The following is a 16,424-nucleotide window of genomic DNA, read 5'->3' as shown; positions in this document are numbered from 1 at the left end:
GTCACCGTGACGCCGGCGCCCTTCCCCGCCCCCGGGGCACCGCCTCAGCAGATCTCGCTGGGGGAAATACCGTATCGCTTGCGGAAAGCGATGGAGAAATGCGCGGGACTGTAACCGACCCGGTACGCCACGGTCGAAACGTTGACTTCCTCGTCGCACAGCATGCGGTGCGCTTCGCGCAGGCGGTATTCCTGCAGGTAGCCAAACACGCTGGCACCGAACACCTTGCGGAAGCCGACGGTCAGCTTGCGCGGGTTCATGCCGACCCGGGTCGCCAGTGCGTCGAGCGTCGGCGGTTCCTGCAGGGATTCCACCAGCAGGTCGCGCGCGGCGTGAATGCGCTCGACCTCCGGGCAGGCGATGCGCGGCGCCTCGGTCGCGCCCGCCTCGCCGGAAAGAAACTGGGCGCTGAGCGCGGCCAGTTCCATGGCCTTGCCGCCGAGGTAAAGGTCACGGGTCGGACCGAACATCTGGCAGGTTGCGATCTGCGACGCCAGCGCCTGCATGGCGCGTGGTGCCGGGCAGCTCATGATCCTCGGGTCCCCTCCCGGGCGCCGCACCAGAGGCTCGGGCAACCAGCCGGCCCGGTCGTTCAGGGCTTCGACACCGAGCTGGACGATGGTGTAGCGCAGGGGCTTTTCGGTGCCGTAAATCTGTGTCGACGTGAAATCGCCGTCGCTGGCGATGGTGCACAGGCTGGGCCCTTTGATCAGGTGCTCGGGCTGCCCGGGAATCCGGCAGCGCAGTTGCCCGCTCTGCACGAGGATCAGCCGCAGCCCGCGTTCCAGCGGTTCCTCGAACCAGTCTTCGCTGGCCGAGCACAAGGTGCCGGTTACCAGTTTGATGTCCGGATCGATGTGCGCGACACCGGGCCGGTTGCCGGGCACGCAGGCGGCGTCATCGGAACGGGGAGAAATGATGGTGATGGTCATCGGGTTTCCTGTTCCCCGGAGACCGCCGGCACGGCAGCCCCTTCGGGATAGGTGAATGCGGAGGGACTTCTGGCGCAAGCGGATGGCGCTTCGGTCACTTCGCCCATGAATCGAATGAAAAAGCCCGGCAGTCGAAAGGAGCGGGCTTGCACGGTCCCTGTTTGTTGCTTAATGATAACAAATATCATTTACAAAAAATATCAATCAGGTATTCACCGGAGATTTCATGACTTCCTCGCGCCTCCCCGCTTCTGCCATCGAGCCCCCGGCTGACGCCCCCGACTGGCCCGAGCCGTTCATCCGGCGCTATATCGAGGCCGGCTACTGGCAGACACAGGATTTCGCCGGCGCGCTGGCCATCAGCGCAGAACGCCATCCGCAGCGGATCGCACTGAGTGCCGACGGTCACCACATCACTTATGCCGCACTGCTCGAACGTTGCCGTCGCCTGGCGGCCGGGTTGCATCAGGCCGGGCTGAAGGCGGGAGACAATGTGGTGCTGCACCTGCCCAACAGCATCGCCTTTGTCGAGACCTGCTTCGCCCTGTTCCAGCTCGGCGTGCGCCCGGTGCTCGCCCTCCCGGCCCATCGCCAGCATGAAATCTCCGGCTTCTGCCGTTTCGCCCGGGCGGCAGCCTATATCGGAGCCGGGCAGGCAGACGGCTTCGACCCGCGCCCCATGGCCCGTGCGCTGCTGGACGAAGGCGCCTGCTCCATGGCCCTGATCCACGGCATGGCCGATGCGCCGCTGCAGTCGATGGCACCGCTGTATCAGGCTTCTCCGCGGGAAGAATGCGCGGCCCGTGCGGAAGATATCGCCTGCTTCCAGCTCTCCGGCGGCACCACCGGCACACCGAAGCTGATCCCCCGGCGCCATCGTGAATACCTCTACAACGTGCGCGCCAGCGCCGCACTCTGCGGCTTCGACGAAAGCACGGTGTACCTGACCGGTCTGCCGATGGCGCACAATTTCACGCTTTGCTGCCCCGGTGTGATCGGTACCCTGCTGGCCGGCGGACGCGTGGTGGTCAGCCAGCGCGCCGACCCCGAGCACTGCTTTCCGCTTGTCGCCCGCGAGCGGGTCACCCATGTTGCCCTGGTCCCGCCGCTGGCGATGCTGTGGCTCGATGCCCAGGCCAGCCGCCAGGCCGACCTCTCCAGCCTGCGCCTGCTCCAGGTTGGCGGTTCGAAGCTGGGCAGCCATGCGGCACGGCGCATTGCCCCGGTCCTCGGCTGCCGGCTGCAGCAGGTCCTGGGCATGGCAGAAGGGCTGGTCTGCTACACCCGGCTGGATGATCCTCCCGAACGCCTCATTGAAACCCAGGGCCGTCCCCTGTCACCGGCCGACGAAATACGGGTGGTCGACGCGGAAGGCCATGATGTCGCCGATGGGGAAGTGGGCGAACTGCGGGTCCGCGGCCCGTATACCATCCGGGGCTACTACCGGCTGCCTGGACACAACGCCCGGGCCTTCGATGAAAACGGTTTCTACCGTACCGGCGACCGCGTGCGCCGGCGGGCCGACGGCTATCTGGTTGTCGAGGGGCGCGACAAGGACCAGATCAACCGCGGCGGCGAAAAAATCGCGGCCGAGGAAGTGGAAAATCTGCTGATCGCCCATCCCCAGGTCCACGACGCTGCGGTGGTAGCCATGCCGGACAGCCTGCTCGGAGAGCGTACCTGCGCTTTTGTCATTCCGCGTCAGCCTGCCCCCTCGGCGCTGAAACTCAGGCAATACCTGCACAGCCAGGGCCTGGCCGCATTCAAGGTGCCGGACCGCATCGAGCTGGTGGCGGCCTTTCCGCAGACCGGCATCGGCAAAATCAGCAAGAAGACGCTGCGCGAATGCCTGCGCCAGGAACTGGAGGCGCGCGCATGAGCCATCCCGCCGAAACCTGGGTTCGCCCCTTCCGCCTGACGCCCATGCCGCGCCTGCGTCTGGTCTGCTTCCCCCACGCCGGCGGCAGCGCCAGTTTCTTTGCCGCCTGGAAGGAACGGCTGCCCGCCGACATCGACCTGCTGGCGATGCAGTATCCGGGCCGGGAGGACCGTTTCAACGAGACGCCGTCGACCGGCATGGCCCCCCTCGCCGAAGGCGCCGCCCTGGCCCTGCGGGAGTTCGCCGACGCGCCGCTGGTGCTGTTCGGCCACAGCCTCGGCGCAGCGCTGGCTTACGAAACGGCCCTGCAGCTGGAACACGCCGGCCTGCCGCCGCACCACCTGTTCGTCTCCGCCCTGCCGGCACCGCACCTGCAGCGTGGTGGCGAGCTGCACCGCGGTGACGAGGCCGCGCTGCTGGACGACATCCGCCGCCAGGGAGGCGCCAGCGAACTGCTGGAGGATGCGGACCTGCGCGCCCTGTTTCTGCCCATCCTGCGTGCCGATTACCAGGTGATCGAGACCTATCGCCGCGCCCGGCCGGTCGCCCTGGCCTGCCCCGTCGATGTCCTGCTCGGCGATCGCGACGAAGAAGCCAGCAGCGACGAAGCGCAGGGCTGGGACCTTGCCGGCCGGCAGCGGGCAACGCTGAAGCGTTTTCCCGGCGGCCATTTCTATCTGGTCGGACAACGCGCCGCCGTGATCGAACACCTGCTGTGCCGCCTCGGCCACGCCGAAACCCTTTTCCGGGAAATTGCCTGATGACAACGCCTGAAAACTGCAGCAGCCTGCTCGAGGTCCGCGACGCAATCGACCGGATCGACCATGAGATCATCCAGGCCCTTGGCCGACGCATGGAATACGTCAGGGCCGCATCGCGCTTCAAGGCCTCCGAGGCCGCCATACCGGCGCCGGAGCGCGTGGCCGCGATGCTCCCGGCACGCGCCCGCTGGGCGGAGGAGAACGGCCTCGATCCGGCCTTTGCCGAGACCCTTTTCTCGCAGCTCATCCACTGGTACATCGACGAGCAGGTCAAGTACTGGCGGCAGACCCGGGGGATCGCATGAGTTCCCCGGTCGCAAGCCAGCATCTGCCGCTCCTGCATCACACTTTCGAGCGCGCCATCCGCCGGGCCGAGGTACTTGGTCATCCGGTGCTGGCAGCGGTCTCGTTCGGGATCGATCCACTCGACCCGCTGCAGGTATTCGGCACCATGGATGACGGTCAGACGCCATTTTTCTACTGGGAGGGCCGGCAGCCCGGCCTCGCATTCTTTGCCTGGGACCGCGCCCTGGAACTTGATGGTCATGGTGAGCGGCGTTTTGTCCGGATCGAGGAAAACTGGCAGGCCCTGTGCCGGCATGCCGTCGTCGAGGGCCCGCTGGCGCCACGCCTGTGCGGCGGCTTCCGTTTCGACCCGGCCGGTCCCCGCCAGAAACACTGGCAGGCATTCGGCGACGCCAGCCTGGATCTCGCCCGCCTGACCGTGCTGCGCGAGGGCGACACCTGCCGGGTACTCTGCCAGCAACTGGCGGAGGCCGGGAACGATGCCCTGACCCTGGCCATCCGCCACGACTCGATACTGCGGCGACTGCGCCAGCCGGCCCGGAGGCGAGGACAGCCCGCGGCGGGCAGTCCGCACACCGGGGCTTCGGCACAGGAACGCAGGGACTGGGAAAGCAAGGTGGCCGAAGCCGTCCGCAACATCCGTCAGGGGCAGCTTGGCAAGGTTGTTCTGGCGCGCTCGCAGAACCAGCCGCTGGGCGGGATCGAAGCCTGGCACGTCATCGAATACCTGCGCCGGCAGCACGGCAACACCCAGCTGTTCGCCTGCAGACGCGGCGACAGCTGCTTCCTTGGCGCCTCGCCGGAGCGTCTGGTGCAGGTACGCGGGGGGGAAGCGCAGACCCACGCGCTCGCCGGAACCGCCGCCCGCAGCACCAACGCCAGGGAAGACGCCCGCCTCGGCAAGGCATTGCTGGACAGTGCCAAGGACCGCCACGAGCACCAGCTGGTGGTCGACGCGATCCGCGCCGCGCTGGCACCCTGCAGCGAAACCCTGGAGATACCCGGAACGCCGGTACTGAAGCAACTGGCCAGTGTGCAGCACCTGAACACCCCCATCCGGGCCCGGCTGGCCCATGGCGCGGGCATCCTGCGACTGGTCCAGGCGCTGCACCCGACACCGGCGGTGGGCGGCTACCCGCGCGCGGCGGCACTGGACTATATCCGCCGGCACGAGGGCATGGACCGCGGCTGGTATGCCGCCCCTCTGGGCTGGGTGGATGGCGAGGGCAACGGCGACTTTCTGGTCGCGCTGCGCTCCGCCCTGCTCTCTCCCGGGCAAGGCGGCGTCCTGTTCGCCGGCTGCGGGCTGGTGGGGGACTCGGACCCGCAGCTCGAATACCGGGAAACCTGCCTGAAACTCGCCGCCATGCAGGAAGCCCTGCTTGCCACGGCAAGCCAGGACACTGCTATTGCCTGAATGCGCCGTTCCCCGCCACCCGCCGGCGGGGAACGGCGCGTCAATGCCTGAGCTTCAGGAAATCAGGCATGCACGGCTGTCCTGGCCGGTTCTGTCACCAGCAACCGCCAGGCGACGAACACCGACAACCCCACGGTCACCGCCCCGGCAAGATAGACCGAGCCGATGCCCCAGGCGCCGGCCAGCGCACCGGCCAGCGGACTGGTGAGACCAAGAGCCAGGTCAAGGAACGCCGCATAAGCCCCCATCGCCAGGCTGCGGGTCTGCGGCGGTGCGCGGCGCAGTGCTTCCACGCCAAAGCCCGGGAAAGCCAGCGAATAGCCGAAGCCGGTCAGCGCGGCACCGAGCCATGCGCCGGCGGCGGCATCGCTTCCCCAGATCAGCAACTGACCGACGGCCTCGATGATCACGCTGACGAGCGCCACCTTCGCCCCGCCGACCCGGTCGGGCAGATGCCCGAACAGCAATCGTGCGGCGATGAAAGCCACCCCGAAAGCGGTAAAGGCTGCCGATGCGTTGTCCCAGCCCCGGGCTGCGAACAGCAAGGCGATAAAAGCGGTGATGAGGCCAAAACCAACGCTCGACAGGGCCAGCCCTGTCCCCGGCACCCACACCGCGCCGAGCACCTTGTAGAACGGCGTACGGCGCTGTGCGGCAGGCGCGACGCCTTTGACGCCGGCGACAATGCCAAGCGCCAGCAGCGGGATGAATACGGCGGAGACGGCGATGCCGTGAAAACCCCACTGCGCGCTCACGGCCACCCCCAGCGGCGCACCGAACGCATACGCGGCATAGATGGCGATACCATTCCAGGCCATGACTTTGCCGGCGTTCTGCGGCCCGACCAGGCCGATACCCCAGCCCATGGAACCGGTCACGATCAGGCTTTGCCCGAAGGCCAGCAGGATGCGCCCGGCCAGCAGGATCCAGACGGCCACTTCTGGCGCATCAGCAAATGCCAGCGACACCAGGTAGGCCAGCCCCGATGAGGCAGCCGCAACGGTTCCCGCCACGACCGCCTTCTTCGGACCGCGCATATCGGCGAAATTGCCCGCCCAGGCACGGGTAAGCAAAGCTGCAGCAAATTCCGAACCGATAACCAGACCGACCACCAGCGTGCCCATCCCGAGTGAATCATGAAGGTACAGCGGCAGCACCGGGAGCTGCATGCCGAGGGTGAGGAAAGCGATGAACACGGTCATCGTGAGCGGCAGCAGTTTCATCAGAACGCGGGGGGCCGGCGGGGTCAGCGCCGCCGCCGCATGGTGCGAAGTGTTTTTTTCCATGTTGAATATTTCGTGCAGTGACCGGCCAGCATTCAGAACGGCCGGCCTGGTGTCAGGTTGTGAGTGGCCCGACGGAACAAGGTCGACCAGAACAGGAGAAGGCGGACATGGGTGTGCCGTTGTTGAGGGCGTTCAGGTTCCGTGGAACAATGCGAATAATTCATCGCGTTCAAATTATGCGATCAATCAGTCGCATTCTCTATTCGCATTTGCCGACTTGCTGGAACCACACCATGCCGAAGAGCAAAAACCCCGATGTTTCCTCACGAAAGCAGCCGCAACAAGCCCGCTCGAACGAGCTGGTGAGTGCAGTGCTGCAGGCAGCAACTCAGGTTCTGGCCCGGGAAGGCGCCACCCGGTTCACTACCGCACGCGTGGCCGAGAAGGCCGGAATCAGCATTGGCTCCCTGTACCAGTACTTCCCCAACAAGGCCGCAATCCTGTTCAGGCTGCAAAGCGACGAATGGCAGCAAACGCTGGACATGCTGCGCCGCATCCTCGATGACACGGCGACACCGCCGCTGACGCGGCTGCGCACGCTGGTTCACGCATTCATCCGTTCCGAATGCGAGGAAGCAGAGGTTCGCGGAGCGCTCAATGACGCGGCACCGTTCTACCGGGACAGCCCGGAGGCAAAAGCCATACGGGCGGAGAGCGACCGGATGTTCGGCGCATTCATGGAACAGCTGCTACCCGATGCGGCCCCCGCCTCTCGCGAGCTGGCCAGCGACATGATCTCCACCACGCTTGGCACCGTCGGCAGCAGTTTTTCCCGCACCCGGCGGACAAAAGCGGAAATGGTTGCCTACTCCGATGCCTTGGCCGATATGTTCTGTGCCTATGTTCGATCGATTCAGCAGGATTGAGGCAAGCCGGACCCAAACAAGGGGCTCGCGCCAGCGCTGTCATATTCGCGGCCAGGAAACGCGGAACGCTCTTGCTGGCGGGTCAGCGCAGACGGGCATGCTGGCGCAGCTCAGGGCCGGGCGCCGCGCCAGCTCGCGCCGAGTGTACGGAAGCACGCGTGACGGTGGCGCTGCCGGCAGCAGCCAGGCGGCACACTAGCGCTCCGGGCTGTCGGGCTGTGCCTCGTAAACAGACAGACGGTTCCACATGTCCAGACCGATCAGCGTGCCCTCGCCCACCCGGCGCAGGATGAAATCCCCGCCCTGGTTGTGACGCATGTGGATGAGTCCATGCTCCAGCCGGGCCTGCATCACCAGGCCCGCAAAACCGGTCACCTGCCCGCTGTCACCAAACGTGATGTCCCTGGCAAGTCCGGTATCCGATCTGAAGCGGCCCCGGGGCAGCCCGGCCGGGGCAGGCGCAGCCAGTGCGGTCCCGGTCAGTGATGCCATGCCTTCGGCTGCCAGGCAGGCAGTCGGGTCGGCAAGCGGAGCGGCACAGGCATGGCGCAGCAACGCCCGGGCCTGAAGGTAACGGCCGGCATCCCAGTTCACGTTCGCGGCTTCCTTGCATACGGCGCCGGACATGCCCTTCAGGCATATCTGCGCGGCCTCCTCCAGCCGGTCGGCCGGCAGGGGTTTGGGCAGCGACCCGGCAGCAAGCGCAGACTGCAGCCAGGCAGCCGGCTCGCCCGCGAACAGTCGGGTGCAGGCAAACCACAGCCGGTCTGCACACATGTCCCGCAAATCCTTGTCGCTGGCCTGAATGCTGTTCTGGCCGCATCCATCAAGATCTTTCCAGCAGGTCTGCCCGGCCACGCTCGTCGCGGCAGGCATCGGCGGCTGGCAGGACAAGGGCCGGGTCAGGGTGTAGACAAAGTCCATCCCGGTGTCGATGGCGCGGCCATCGTCCAGCAGCTTGTAGGCATCACCGATTCCCAGGTCCAGATTGAACACCTTGAGCTGACCGTCGACACGCTGGTAATGCAGCAGTTCAGGCGTGCTGTCTTTCACCCGTCGCTGCATCAGATCGGGGCTGAGCACATGGATCTCGCCCAGCTGGCTGTTGCTGTAGACACCACAGCGCGGAGCCGGCTGGGCGGCTTGTGAAACGGTCGCCAGCCCGCACAGCAATCCCCCGGCCAGCAGGAGCAGCCAGCGCCGAAGGCTGGGGTGGCAAAACCATGAAAGCAGAATTGACTGCACGCCGATTTCCATAAAGCATTGCTCCGGTTTGAGACTCGTCATACGCGGGTTTACCGGTTATGTGTGGCCACGATACACGAAATCGGGCAGACAAAAAGGCATTGCCCTGCCAGGGCGGGAGTCATGCCGGCAACCTGCTCCACCACCGAGTAACCGGCAGGCAGATACCACTTCATGAGATTACGGCTTCTCAAGGGATTGCTTGTCCTCGGTCTTGTAACCCAGGCGCATGCTGCCACCTTCTCCATCCCGGATCTTGGTGTATCGGGCGCTGTTACCCTTAGTCCGGCAGCAGGCAATGCCTTAAGCGTGGAAAGGATCTGAGCACGCTCACGACGTATGGAGCAAACCCAGTTTCAAGGAATACGCATGATTGCGTTATTGATTACTCGCGCAATCAGTACCGATGGATATCCATATAAAACTGAAAATCAAACCATGCATGCAATAGAGTTCACCTATCAAAACTCCCTTGCCGTCATTGAGGTTCACCTGGAGGCGCATTGCCGATTGATTCGCCAAAATAATCCAATAGCATGCGGACCTTTGGCGACAGATGCCGATTGTGCGGATAAACCGCCCATATGCCTTCATTTGACTCCCGATATTGCTCCAATAACGGTATCAGCTGTCCGGAATCTATATAAGGCTTAACGTAGTAATCAGGAAGTTGAATAATTCCCACGCCCTTCAATGCCGCATCGAGCAGAGCCCAGCCGCTGTTGCATTTAATGTTGCCTTTAATTTTAATGCTTCTGGATTTATTGTTTTCCTGGAAGCGCCAGTAGTCAAAATTACCTTGCAAGCAGTTATGCTGTTCTAGCTCAGATAGCGAGTACGGGGTTCCTTTTCTTGACAGGTAATATGGAGAAGCACATACATTCTGGGTTCTTGAGGCCAGTCGCCTCGCAATCATGCTGGAGTCATCCAGCTTGCCAAGCCTCACTGCCAAATCATACCCCTCTGCAATCAAATCCAATGTCTGGTTGGTCAGAATTAAATTTACTTCAAGTTCCGGATAAAGAAGCACGAAATCATTGATGAGGGGCGCTATAGTTTTCTCTCCATAAGCTATGGGAGCCGTAATTTTTAATTTACCTCTTGGCGCAAGCTGCAGGTTGGTAATAGTGCGCTCAGCCTCCTCCAAACCATCGAGTACTTGCCGGCATTGAAGGAAATAGATCTGCCCAGTCTCGGTGACAGAGACTTTGCGAGTGGTACGATAAAGTAACCGGGTTGACAGCCTGGCTTCCAGTGCACTGACCTGACGACTGACCTGAGCGGTAGATATTCCCAATTTTTTAGCCGCAAGCGTAAAGCTTTCTGTCTCGGCGACTGCCACAAATTCACTCACTCCCTCCCACAAAAACATGATCAGCCCTCGTAATCAAGCCCCAAAAATGCAATGCCACATTTATGCCAAGCTTTAATGGGAGAGCAATTTGAGATCTGGTTATAATTTTTCAGATCGATTTTAGTTACCTGCCAACAGGCAAATACAGAACTGAACGCGCCAGGAAAGGCCTGAAGCAGTCATGTATTTCTGGCTGGCTTCAGCCTCTGCTGATATTGAAAGCGATGAATCGGCCAAGACCATCAGATCGCCCGCTTATTCCTGATAATTTTATCTCTCATCAGCACCTCGTAACGACCCAATTTCATATTACAGGAGTACAAGAGCATCGGATTTCTCCATTTTTCTTGGCGCCGCCAACAAGACCCGGCGTCACGACCTTGCTCACTGCCCAGCCGCAGACAGTACAAGCAGTGCTGCAGCTGTGCAACAACACCAGGAAGCTTTTGCCAGCGGCCCTTGGCCATCGTCAGCACCTCGTGGCGGCCGCTGGTATAGCCCTGGACCGTGATCCCCCTGATTGGCGCCGCTACGCTCAAGATGATGGTTTCGTCCGGAATGTCCGCCACACTGAACCCGATGTACGCCCCCCTGGCCGCCTGTGGACACATCCATCACGCTGGGGTGGGGGCTAAATCAGGCCCCACTCTTTGGTGGCTATTGCACTTGCTTGCGTACTGGGCGTTGGCAAAAGTCATCTGCCTTGTCCGGGTACCCTGGCAGCATAACCTCATATTATTACCAAGAAGAAAAAGTATTTTTACATTTGCCCGGATTATCATTTTTTTGGGTGAGAATAAAATCCATCCATCGAATCAGGCTGTGGCCGCACAGCAATCCGTCGATGTCCCTTTGATTCCTATTTTTCGGAGAGCCGAAAATGAGTATTTTTACGCATGTGACTGTCGGAACCAACGACCTTGGCAAAGCGCGCATCTTTTATGACAATATTCTTGCGCCGCTGGGATACAAGCGCATCACCGACCTGGGAGAGAACGGGTCAATCTGGGGCGAAGATGCACCGTCCTTCTTCGTGCTCAAGCCTGCCAATGGCAAACCAGCCAGTGTAGGTAACGGCGTAACGGTCAGCTTTGAAGCACCTAGCCGCGCCGCCGTTGATGCTTTCCACGCAGCGGCCATGGCGGCCGGTTCCACGGATGAAGGAGCGCCGGGCCCGCGTGACTGGGCTGCCAATGCCTACGCAGCCTATACCCGCGATTCTGACGGTAACAAGCTTGCCGTGTATTGCTTCAAGCCGGCCCAGGCACTAACGCATGGAGTATCAAATGACTCAGATGATCAAATCTAAAGCAGCTATTGCCTGGGGCCCTAATCAGCCATTATCCATCGAAGTAGTGGACGTCATGCCGCCACAAGCCGGTGAGGTGCGGATACGCATGGTTGCCACTGGCGTCTGCCATACCGATGCCTTTACCTTGTCTGGTGATGATCCTGAAGGGATATTTCCAGTGATCCTCGGCCATGAAGGTGGCGGTATCGTGGAATCGATAGGCGAAGGGGTTACCAGCATTCAGGTAGGTGACCACGTAATCCCGCTGTACACCCCCGAGTGTGGTGAATGCAAGTTTTGCAAATCGGGCAAGACCAACCTGTGCCAGAAAATTCGCGAGACCCAGGGCAAGGGTTTGATGCCTGACGGCACCACGCGCTTCTTCAAAGACGGCCAGCCCATTTTCCACTACATGGGCTGTTCCACTTTTTCCGAATACACTGTGCTGCCGGAAATTTCCCTGGCCAAGGTCAACAAAGAAGCGCCACTGAATGAAGTGTGTCTGCTTGGCTGTGGCGTCACCACCGGTATGGGTGCAGTGATGAACACCGCCAAGGTGGAGGAAGGTGCCACCGTCGCCATTTTCGGGATGGGCGGCATCGGTCTTTCAGCCATTATCGGGGCAACCATGGCCAAAGCAGGCCGGATTATCGCCATCGATATTAACGAAAGCAAATTCGAGCTGGCCCGAAAACTTGGCGCAACCGACTGCATCAATCCGAAAAATTATGACAAACCCATCCAGGATGTCATCGTCGAATTGACCGATGGTGGCGTCGATTACTCTTTCGAGTGCATCGGCAACGTCAACGTGATGCGCTCCGCCCTGGAGTGTTGTCACAAGGGCTGGGGTGAGTCGGTGATCATCGGTGTCGCCGGTGCCGGGCAGGAGATCTCGACCCGCCCGTTCCAGCTGGTCACCGGTCGGGTCTGGAGAGGCTCGGCTTTCGGCGGGGTCAAAGGTCGCTCCGAGCTTCCGGGCATCGTGGATCGCTATATGCAAGGCGAGTTCAAGCTTCACGACTTCATTACCCACACCATGGGTCTGGAAGAAATCAACGAGGCCTTCGATCTGATGCACGAAGGCAAGAGCATTCGCACCGTTATCCACTTCGACAAGTAACACCAGCGGCCGCCTGCCCGAGGGCTGGCGGCCGCTGTCATGAGGGACTGTCATGAGCATTGAACTGCTAAGCTGCAACAAGGTTTTCGATGGCTGGAACAAGCAATACAGCCATCAATCCAGCGCCCTGGATTGCAGGATGCGCTTTGCCATCTACCTGCCCCCCCAGGCCTCCAGTGGCAAAAAAGTGCCGGCACTGTACTGGCTATCAGGGCTGACCTGCACCGATGAAAATTTCATGCACAAGGCAGGTGCCCAGCGTGTCGCTGCTGAACTGGGCATTGCCATCATTGCCCCGGATACCAGCCCGCGCGGCGACGATGTGGCCGACGCCGAGGGCTATGACTTGGGCAAGGGTGCCGGTTTCTATATAAACGCTACCCAAAGTCCATGGAGCCGGCACTACCGGATGTACGACTATGTTCTGAATGAGCTCCCTCAGCTGATTGAGTCCCTGTTCCCGATCAATGAGCAACGCTCGGTTGCTGGTCACTCCATGGGAGGACATGGCGCATTGGTCCTGGCGTTGCGTAACCCGCAGCGGTATCGGTCCGTATCGGCATTCAGTCCAGTCAGCAACCCTGTTAATTCTCCCTGGGGGCAAAAGGCATTGTTTGCCTATCTGGGGGAAAACACTGGCAATTGGGCAGACTACGATGCAAGTATGCTGATGCGTCAGGCGAATAAATTCGTACCGGCTTTGGTGGATCAGGGGACAACTGACGAATTCCTGGCCGAGCAACTCAAGCCGGAAATGTTGCAAGCGGCCGCCAAGGCCAGTGGGTATCCGCTAGAGTTGAATTTCCGGGAAGGCTACGATCACAGCTATTATTTTATTGCCAGCTTTATAGAGCAGCACCTGCGCTTTCATGCGAAGCACCTGAGTTATTAGCCAAGTAATTCAACCGGTTTTGTCACCATGTTTTTGCCGCTATTTTCGGAAGCGAGTGCTACCCATGCAGCGCTTCCGGCTGAGCACCGGAACCGGCGAACCGGTCTCAGCCAACTTGAGGGTGGTGTAAAAACACATGGACAGTTCAAGCATCACCATGGCATGTCAAATGCTGGCGCTCCCCCATCAGGGAGTTCTTCAGCCCTTTTTCTTGCGCCGGGTTCACAGCTTTTTGTGGGCGACATCTTGCCGCGCCCACCCAGGCCCGGGTCAGCCACCACCATGCGCTTCCACATCTGGCTAAAACGATTTCAGCTTGCGGGAATCACGCCTCGAAGTATCATGACATTGAGTCTTTGGCTATTGCAGATGACAAGCTCAAAAGGAAGCTTAAAGCATGAATGAGCTTTTTCCGGATAATCGTTCAGCAGCTGTTACTGAACCGGGCTTTGTCCGCGTGCGAGGCGCGCGCGTGCATAATCTGAAGAACGTGGATGTGGATGTTCCGCGCAACTCGTTCGTGGTATTCAGCGGTGTTTCTGGCTCCGGCAAGTCATCGCTGGCCTTCGGCACACTGTATGCAGAATCGCAGCGTCGCTTCTTCGAATCGGTTTCACCATATGCCAGACGGTTAATAGATCAGGTGGGGGTACCCGATGTAGACAGCATTGAGGGTCTGCCACCGGCAGTAGCGTTGCAGCAGCAGCGTGGCGTCACCAGCACGCGTTCGTCAGTAGGCAGCGTGACGGCCATATCGAACCTGCTGCGCATGCTGTATTCACGGGCAGGCACCTACCCGCCAGGCCAGCCGATGCTGTACGCAGAGGATTTTTCTCCGAATACGCCGCAAGGCGCCTGTCCTTTCTGCCACGGCCTCGGTCGCATCTACGACGCGACCGAGCAGACGATGGTTCCCGATGACACCTTGACGATCCGCGAACGCGCCATTGCCGCCTGGCCCCCGGCATGGCACGGCCAGAACCTCAGGGACATCCTGGTGTCGCTGGGTTTTGATGTTGACACGCCATGGCGCGACCTGCCGAAAAAGGATCGGGATTGGATTCTGTTCACCGACGAGCAACCTGTGGTACCGGTGTATGCAGGACTGACCCCCCAGCAGACGCGCGCAGCCTTGCAACGCAAGCTGGAACCCAGCTATCAGGGCACTTTTACCAGTGCGCGCAACTACGTGCTGCACACCTTTGCCACGACACAGAGCGCATTGATGAAGAAGCGTGTGGCCCGTTACATAGAGGGCCGGGATTGTCCCGATTGCCAGGGCAAGCGCCTGAAGGCTGCGGCATTGGCTGTTACGTTTTCGGGCCTGGATATCGCCGGGATGGGCCGCTTGCCCTTGGTCCGGCTGGCAGAAGTCCTGCAGCCGATCGCCGACGACATGCCCCAGGGCGCGATTCCGGATGCACCGCCTGACGGTGCCGGGGCCACCTCGCCGGTCGGGGCATCTGGCTTGCGCCACGAGCCCGGACTTTCAGAAGAAAAGCGCCTCGCGTCGCAGCGTATCGCGCTCGACATTCTGGCACGGTTGCTGACACTGCAAAGCCTGGGCCTGGGATATTTGACGCTGGAGCGCAGCACACCGACATTATCGTCCGGCGAACTGCAGAGGCTGCGCCTGGCCACACAGATCCGCTCCAATTTGTTTGGTGTGGTCTATGTGCTGGACGAGCCCACTGCCGGCCTGCACCCTTCTGATGGCGATGCACTGGTATCGGCATTGCAGCGTCTGAAGGAAGCAGGCAATTCGCTATTCATTGTCGAGCACGACATCGAGATAATGCGCCGCGCCGACTGGATCGTCGATGTGGGCCCTGCCGCCGGCACTTTTGGTGGACAAGTGCTGTATAGCGGAGCGCCAGCGGGACTGCAGGCGGTAAAGGCGTCGCAGACGGCACGGTATCTGTTCGCCCCGGTACTGCCGCGCGGCAAGCAGCGCAAGCCCCGTGCATGGTTGCACCTGAGCGGTTTGCATTGCAACAACCTGCACGGGCTGGATGTCAGGATTCCACTGGCCGTGTTGACGACGGTAACCGGCGTATCCGGTTCGGGCAAGTCCAGCCTGATCAGCGTGGCCCTGGTGGAACTGATTTCCGACGCACTCAGTTTGAACGGCGCTTCCACACCCGCTTTGCATGAAGAAAATGATCTGCTCGAAGTGAAAATGCCAGGCTTGACCGCAGGACATATCGAAGGGGGCTTGCAAGGTATCCGCCGCCTGGTTCAGGTGAACCAGAAGCCTATCGGCCGCACGCCTCGCTCGAACCTGGCCACATACACTGGCTTGTTTGATCATGTACGCAAGTTGTTCGCTGCAACGCCTGCTGCACGGGCCAGGCATTACGATGCAGGTCGCTTCTCGTTCAACGTCAGCAAGGGACGCTGCGCCACTTGCGAAGGCGAGGGTTTCGTCAGTGTGGAGCTGCTATTCATGCCCAGTGTCTATTCGCCCTGCCCTGCCTGCCATGGTGGCCGCTACAATGCCGATACCTTGAAGGTGCAGCTACGCGACAAGACCATAGCCGACGTACTGGCGATGACGGTCGATGACGCGACGACGTTTTTCGCCAACGAACCCGCTCTCCATCGCCCGCTTGTGCTGATGCAGGACATCGGCCTGGGTTACTTGCGATTGGGGCAGCCGGCTACCGAGCTGTCGGGAGGCGAGGCGCAACGCATCAAGCTGGCTACTGAGCTGCAACGGGCGCAGCACGGTAACACGCTATACGTGCTGGATGAGCCGACTACCGGCCTGCATCCGGCCGACATTGACCGGCTGCTGATGCAGCTTCAAGCCCTGGTTGATGCCGGCAACACGGTTGTTTTGGTCGAACACGACATGCGCGTCGTCGCGGCCAGCGACTGGGTCATCGACATGGGGCCGGGCGCCGGCGATGCTGGTGGGCACATCGTCGCTACTGGCAAACCCGCGGAAATGGCCGCCTGCAAGACAAGTGCAACAGCACAATACCTGCAGGATTTTCTTGGGCTTTCCGATGCCACTTGATTAATAGCAAAACATTGATTTAAATCAATGTTTTGCATGCCGGTTGATAT

The 16,424-nt window shown here is 61.1% G+C and carries 14 protein-coding genes; 9 read left to right on the top strand and 5 right to left on the bottom strand.

Annotated features, from left to right (window positions below; translation table 11 throughout):
- Window positions 1-44 precede the first annotated feature (44 nt).
- Window positions 45-932: a helix-turn-helix transcriptional regulator gene (locus ACYVG8_RS09390; protein ID WP_028498983.1), complete on the bottom strand. Its 888-nt coding sequence runs from the start codon at window positions 930-932 to the stop codon at window positions 45-47.
- 226 nt (window positions 933-1,158) lie between these two features.
- On the opposite strand from ACYVG8_RS09390, the gene ACYVG8_RS09385 reads away from it, so the two are divergent.
- From ACYVG8_RS09385 to ACYVG8_RS09370, 4 genes are read left to right on the top strand one after another with little or no spacing between them, the layout of a single operon-like run.
- Complete coding sequence (locus tag ACYVG8_RS09385) at window positions 1,159-2,811, top strand: (2,3-dihydroxybenzoyl)adenylate synthase (RefSeq protein WP_460745593.1); 1,653 nt, start codon at window positions 1,159-1,161, stop codon at window positions 2,809-2,811.
- Entirely contained in the window at window positions 2,808-3,572 is a 765-nt protein-coding gene (locus ACYVG8_RS09380) for a thioesterase II family protein (protein ID WP_112692440.1), read from the top strand. Before ACYVG8_RS09385 ends, ACYVG8_RS09380 begins: the two co-directional genes overlap by 4 nt.
- Window positions 3,572-3,877 carry an isochorismate lyase gene (locus ACYVG8_RS09375; RefSeq protein ID WP_107890063.1) on the top strand — a complete coding sequence of 102 codons (306 nt, stop codon included), beginning with the start codon at window positions 3,572-3,574 and terminating at the stop codon, window positions 3,875-3,877. Before ACYVG8_RS09380 ends, ACYVG8_RS09375 begins: the two co-directional genes overlap by 1 nt.
- Window positions 3,874-5,295, top strand: a complete 1,422-nt coding sequence (locus tag ACYVG8_RS09370; RefSeq protein WP_028498979.1) for an isochorismate synthase — start codon at window positions 3,874-3,876, stop codon at window positions 5,293-5,295. Before ACYVG8_RS09375 ends, ACYVG8_RS09370 begins: the two co-directional genes overlap by 4 nt.
- A gap of 62 nt (window positions 5,296-5,357) precedes the next feature.
- Here ACYVG8_RS09370 and ACYVG8_RS09365 read toward each other — a convergent pair whose 3' ends face one another.
- Complete coding sequence (locus ACYVG8_RS09365; RefSeq protein WP_051528788.1) at window positions 5,358-6,581, bottom strand: arabinose transporter; 1,224 nt, start codon at window positions 6,579-6,581, stop codon at window positions 5,358-5,360.
- A gap of 233 nt (window positions 6,582-6,814) precedes the next feature.
- On the opposite strand from ACYVG8_RS09365, the gene ACYVG8_RS09360 reads away from it, so the two are divergent.
- Window positions 6,815-7,447 carry a TetR family transcriptional regulator gene (locus ACYVG8_RS09360; protein ID WP_028498977.1) on the top strand — a complete coding sequence of 211 codons (633 nt, stop codon included), beginning with the start codon at window positions 6,815-6,817 and terminating at the stop codon, window positions 7,445-7,447.
- 195 nt (window positions 7,448-7,642) lie between these two features.
- Here ACYVG8_RS09360 and ACYVG8_RS09355 read toward each other — a convergent pair whose 3' ends face one another.
- The 3 genes from ACYVG8_RS09355 to ACYVG8_RS09345 all read right to left on the bottom strand — a co-directional run bounded on the left by ACYVG8_RS09355 (window position 7,643) and on the right by ACYVG8_RS09345 (window position 10,615).
- Window positions 7,643-8,692 carry a hypothetical protein gene (locus tag ACYVG8_RS09355; RefSeq protein WP_460745590.1) on the bottom strand — a complete coding sequence of 350 codons (1,050 nt, stop codon included), beginning with the start codon at window positions 8,690-8,692 and terminating at the stop codon, window positions 7,643-7,645.
- A 478-nt stretch (window positions 8,693-9,170) separates the two neighbouring features.
- On the bottom strand, window positions 9,171-10,064 hold the full coding sequence (locus ACYVG8_RS09350) for a LysR family transcriptional regulator (protein WP_460745588.1): 894 nt from the start codon (window positions 10,062-10,064) through the stop codon (window positions 9,171-9,173).
- A gap of 224 nt (window positions 10,065-10,288) precedes the next feature.
- Complete coding sequence (locus tag ACYVG8_RS09345; protein ID WP_460745586.1) at window positions 10,289-10,615, bottom strand: hypothetical protein; 327 nt, start codon at window positions 10,613-10,615, stop codon at window positions 10,289-10,291.
- Window positions 10,616-10,926: 311 nt separating this feature from the next.
- On the opposite strand from ACYVG8_RS09345, the gene ACYVG8_RS09340 reads away from it, so the two are divergent.
- From ACYVG8_RS09340 to ACYVG8_RS09325, 4 genes are all read left to right on the top strand, one after another.
- Window positions 10,927-11,355: a VOC family protein gene (locus tag ACYVG8_RS09340; RefSeq protein WP_460745583.1), complete on the top strand. Its 429-nt coding sequence runs from the start codon at window positions 10,927-10,929 to the stop codon at window positions 11,353-11,355.
- On the top strand, window positions 11,321-12,460 hold the full coding sequence (locus ACYVG8_RS09335) for an S-(hydroxymethyl)glutathione dehydrogenase/class III alcohol dehydrogenase (protein ID WP_460745581.1): 1,140 nt from the start codon (window positions 11,321-11,323) through the stop codon (window positions 12,458-12,460). Before ACYVG8_RS09340 ends, ACYVG8_RS09335 begins: the two co-directional genes overlap by 35 nt.
- Before the next feature lie 58 nt (window positions 12,461-12,518).
- A complete protein-coding gene (gene fghA / locus ACYVG8_RS09330) occupies window positions 12,519-13,352 on the top strand; it encodes an S-formylglutathione hydrolase (RefSeq protein WP_460745621.1) in 834 nt (277 codons plus the stop codon).
- Between the two features lie 397 nt (window positions 13,353-13,749).
- A complete protein-coding gene (locus ACYVG8_RS09325; RefSeq protein ID WP_460745579.1) occupies window positions 13,750-16,374 on the top strand; it encodes an excinuclease ABC subunit UvrA in 2,625 nt (874 codons plus the stop codon).
- The last annotated feature ends 50 nt before the right edge of the window (window positions 16,375-16,424 follow it).

Source organism: Microvirgula curvata (assembly GCF_054781615.1).
This window is presented reverse-complemented; position numbering and strand designations above follow the sequence as displayed.

Excerpts from the sequence above, each read along its gene's own strand:
- ACYVG8_RS09340 (WP_460745583.1), top strand. The coding sequence starts at position 10,927 with ATGAGTATTTTTACGCATGTGACTGTCGGAACCAACGACCTTGGCAAA.
- ACYVG8_RS09360 (WP_028498977.1), top strand. The coding sequence starts at position 6,815 with ATGCCGAAGAGCAAAAACCCCGATGTTTCCTCACGAAAGCAGCCGCAA.
- ACYVG8_RS09375 (WP_107890063.1), top strand. The coding sequence starts at position 3,572 with ATGACAACGCCTGAAAACTGCAGCAGCCTGCTCGAGGTCCGCGACGCA.
- ACYVG8_RS09390 (WP_028498983.1), bottom strand. The coding sequence starts at position 932 with ATGACCATCACCATCATTTCTCCCCGTTCCGATGACGCCGCCTGCGTG.
- ACYVG8_RS09370 (WP_028498979.1), top strand. The coding sequence starts at position 3,874 with ATGAGTTCCCCGGTCGCAAGCCAGCATCTGCCGCTCCTGCATCACACT.
- ACYVG8_RS09350 (WP_460745588.1), bottom strand. The coding sequence starts at position 10,064 with ATGTTTTTGTGGGAGGGAGTGAGTGAATTTGTGGCAGTCGCCGAGACA.
- ACYVG8_RS09365 (WP_051528788.1), bottom strand. The coding sequence starts at position 6,581 with ATGGAAAAAAACACTTCGCACCATGCGGCGGCGGCGCTGACCCCGCCG.
- ACYVG8_RS09380 (WP_112692440.1), top strand. The coding sequence starts at position 2,808 with ATGAGCCATCCCGCCGAAACCTGGGTTCGCCCCTTCCGCCTGACGCCC.
- ACYVG8_RS09385 (WP_460745593.1), top strand. The coding sequence starts at position 1,159 with ATGACTTCCTCGCGCCTCCCCGCTTCTGCCATCGAGCCCCCGGCTGAC.
- ACYVG8_RS09325 (WP_460745579.1), top strand. The coding sequence starts at position 13,750 with ATGAATGAGCTTTTTCCGGATAATCGTTCAGCAGCTGTTACTGAACCG.
- ACYVG8_RS09335 (WP_460745581.1), top strand. The coding sequence starts at position 11,321 with ATGGAGTATCAAATGACTCAGATGATCAAATCTAAAGCAGCTATTGCC.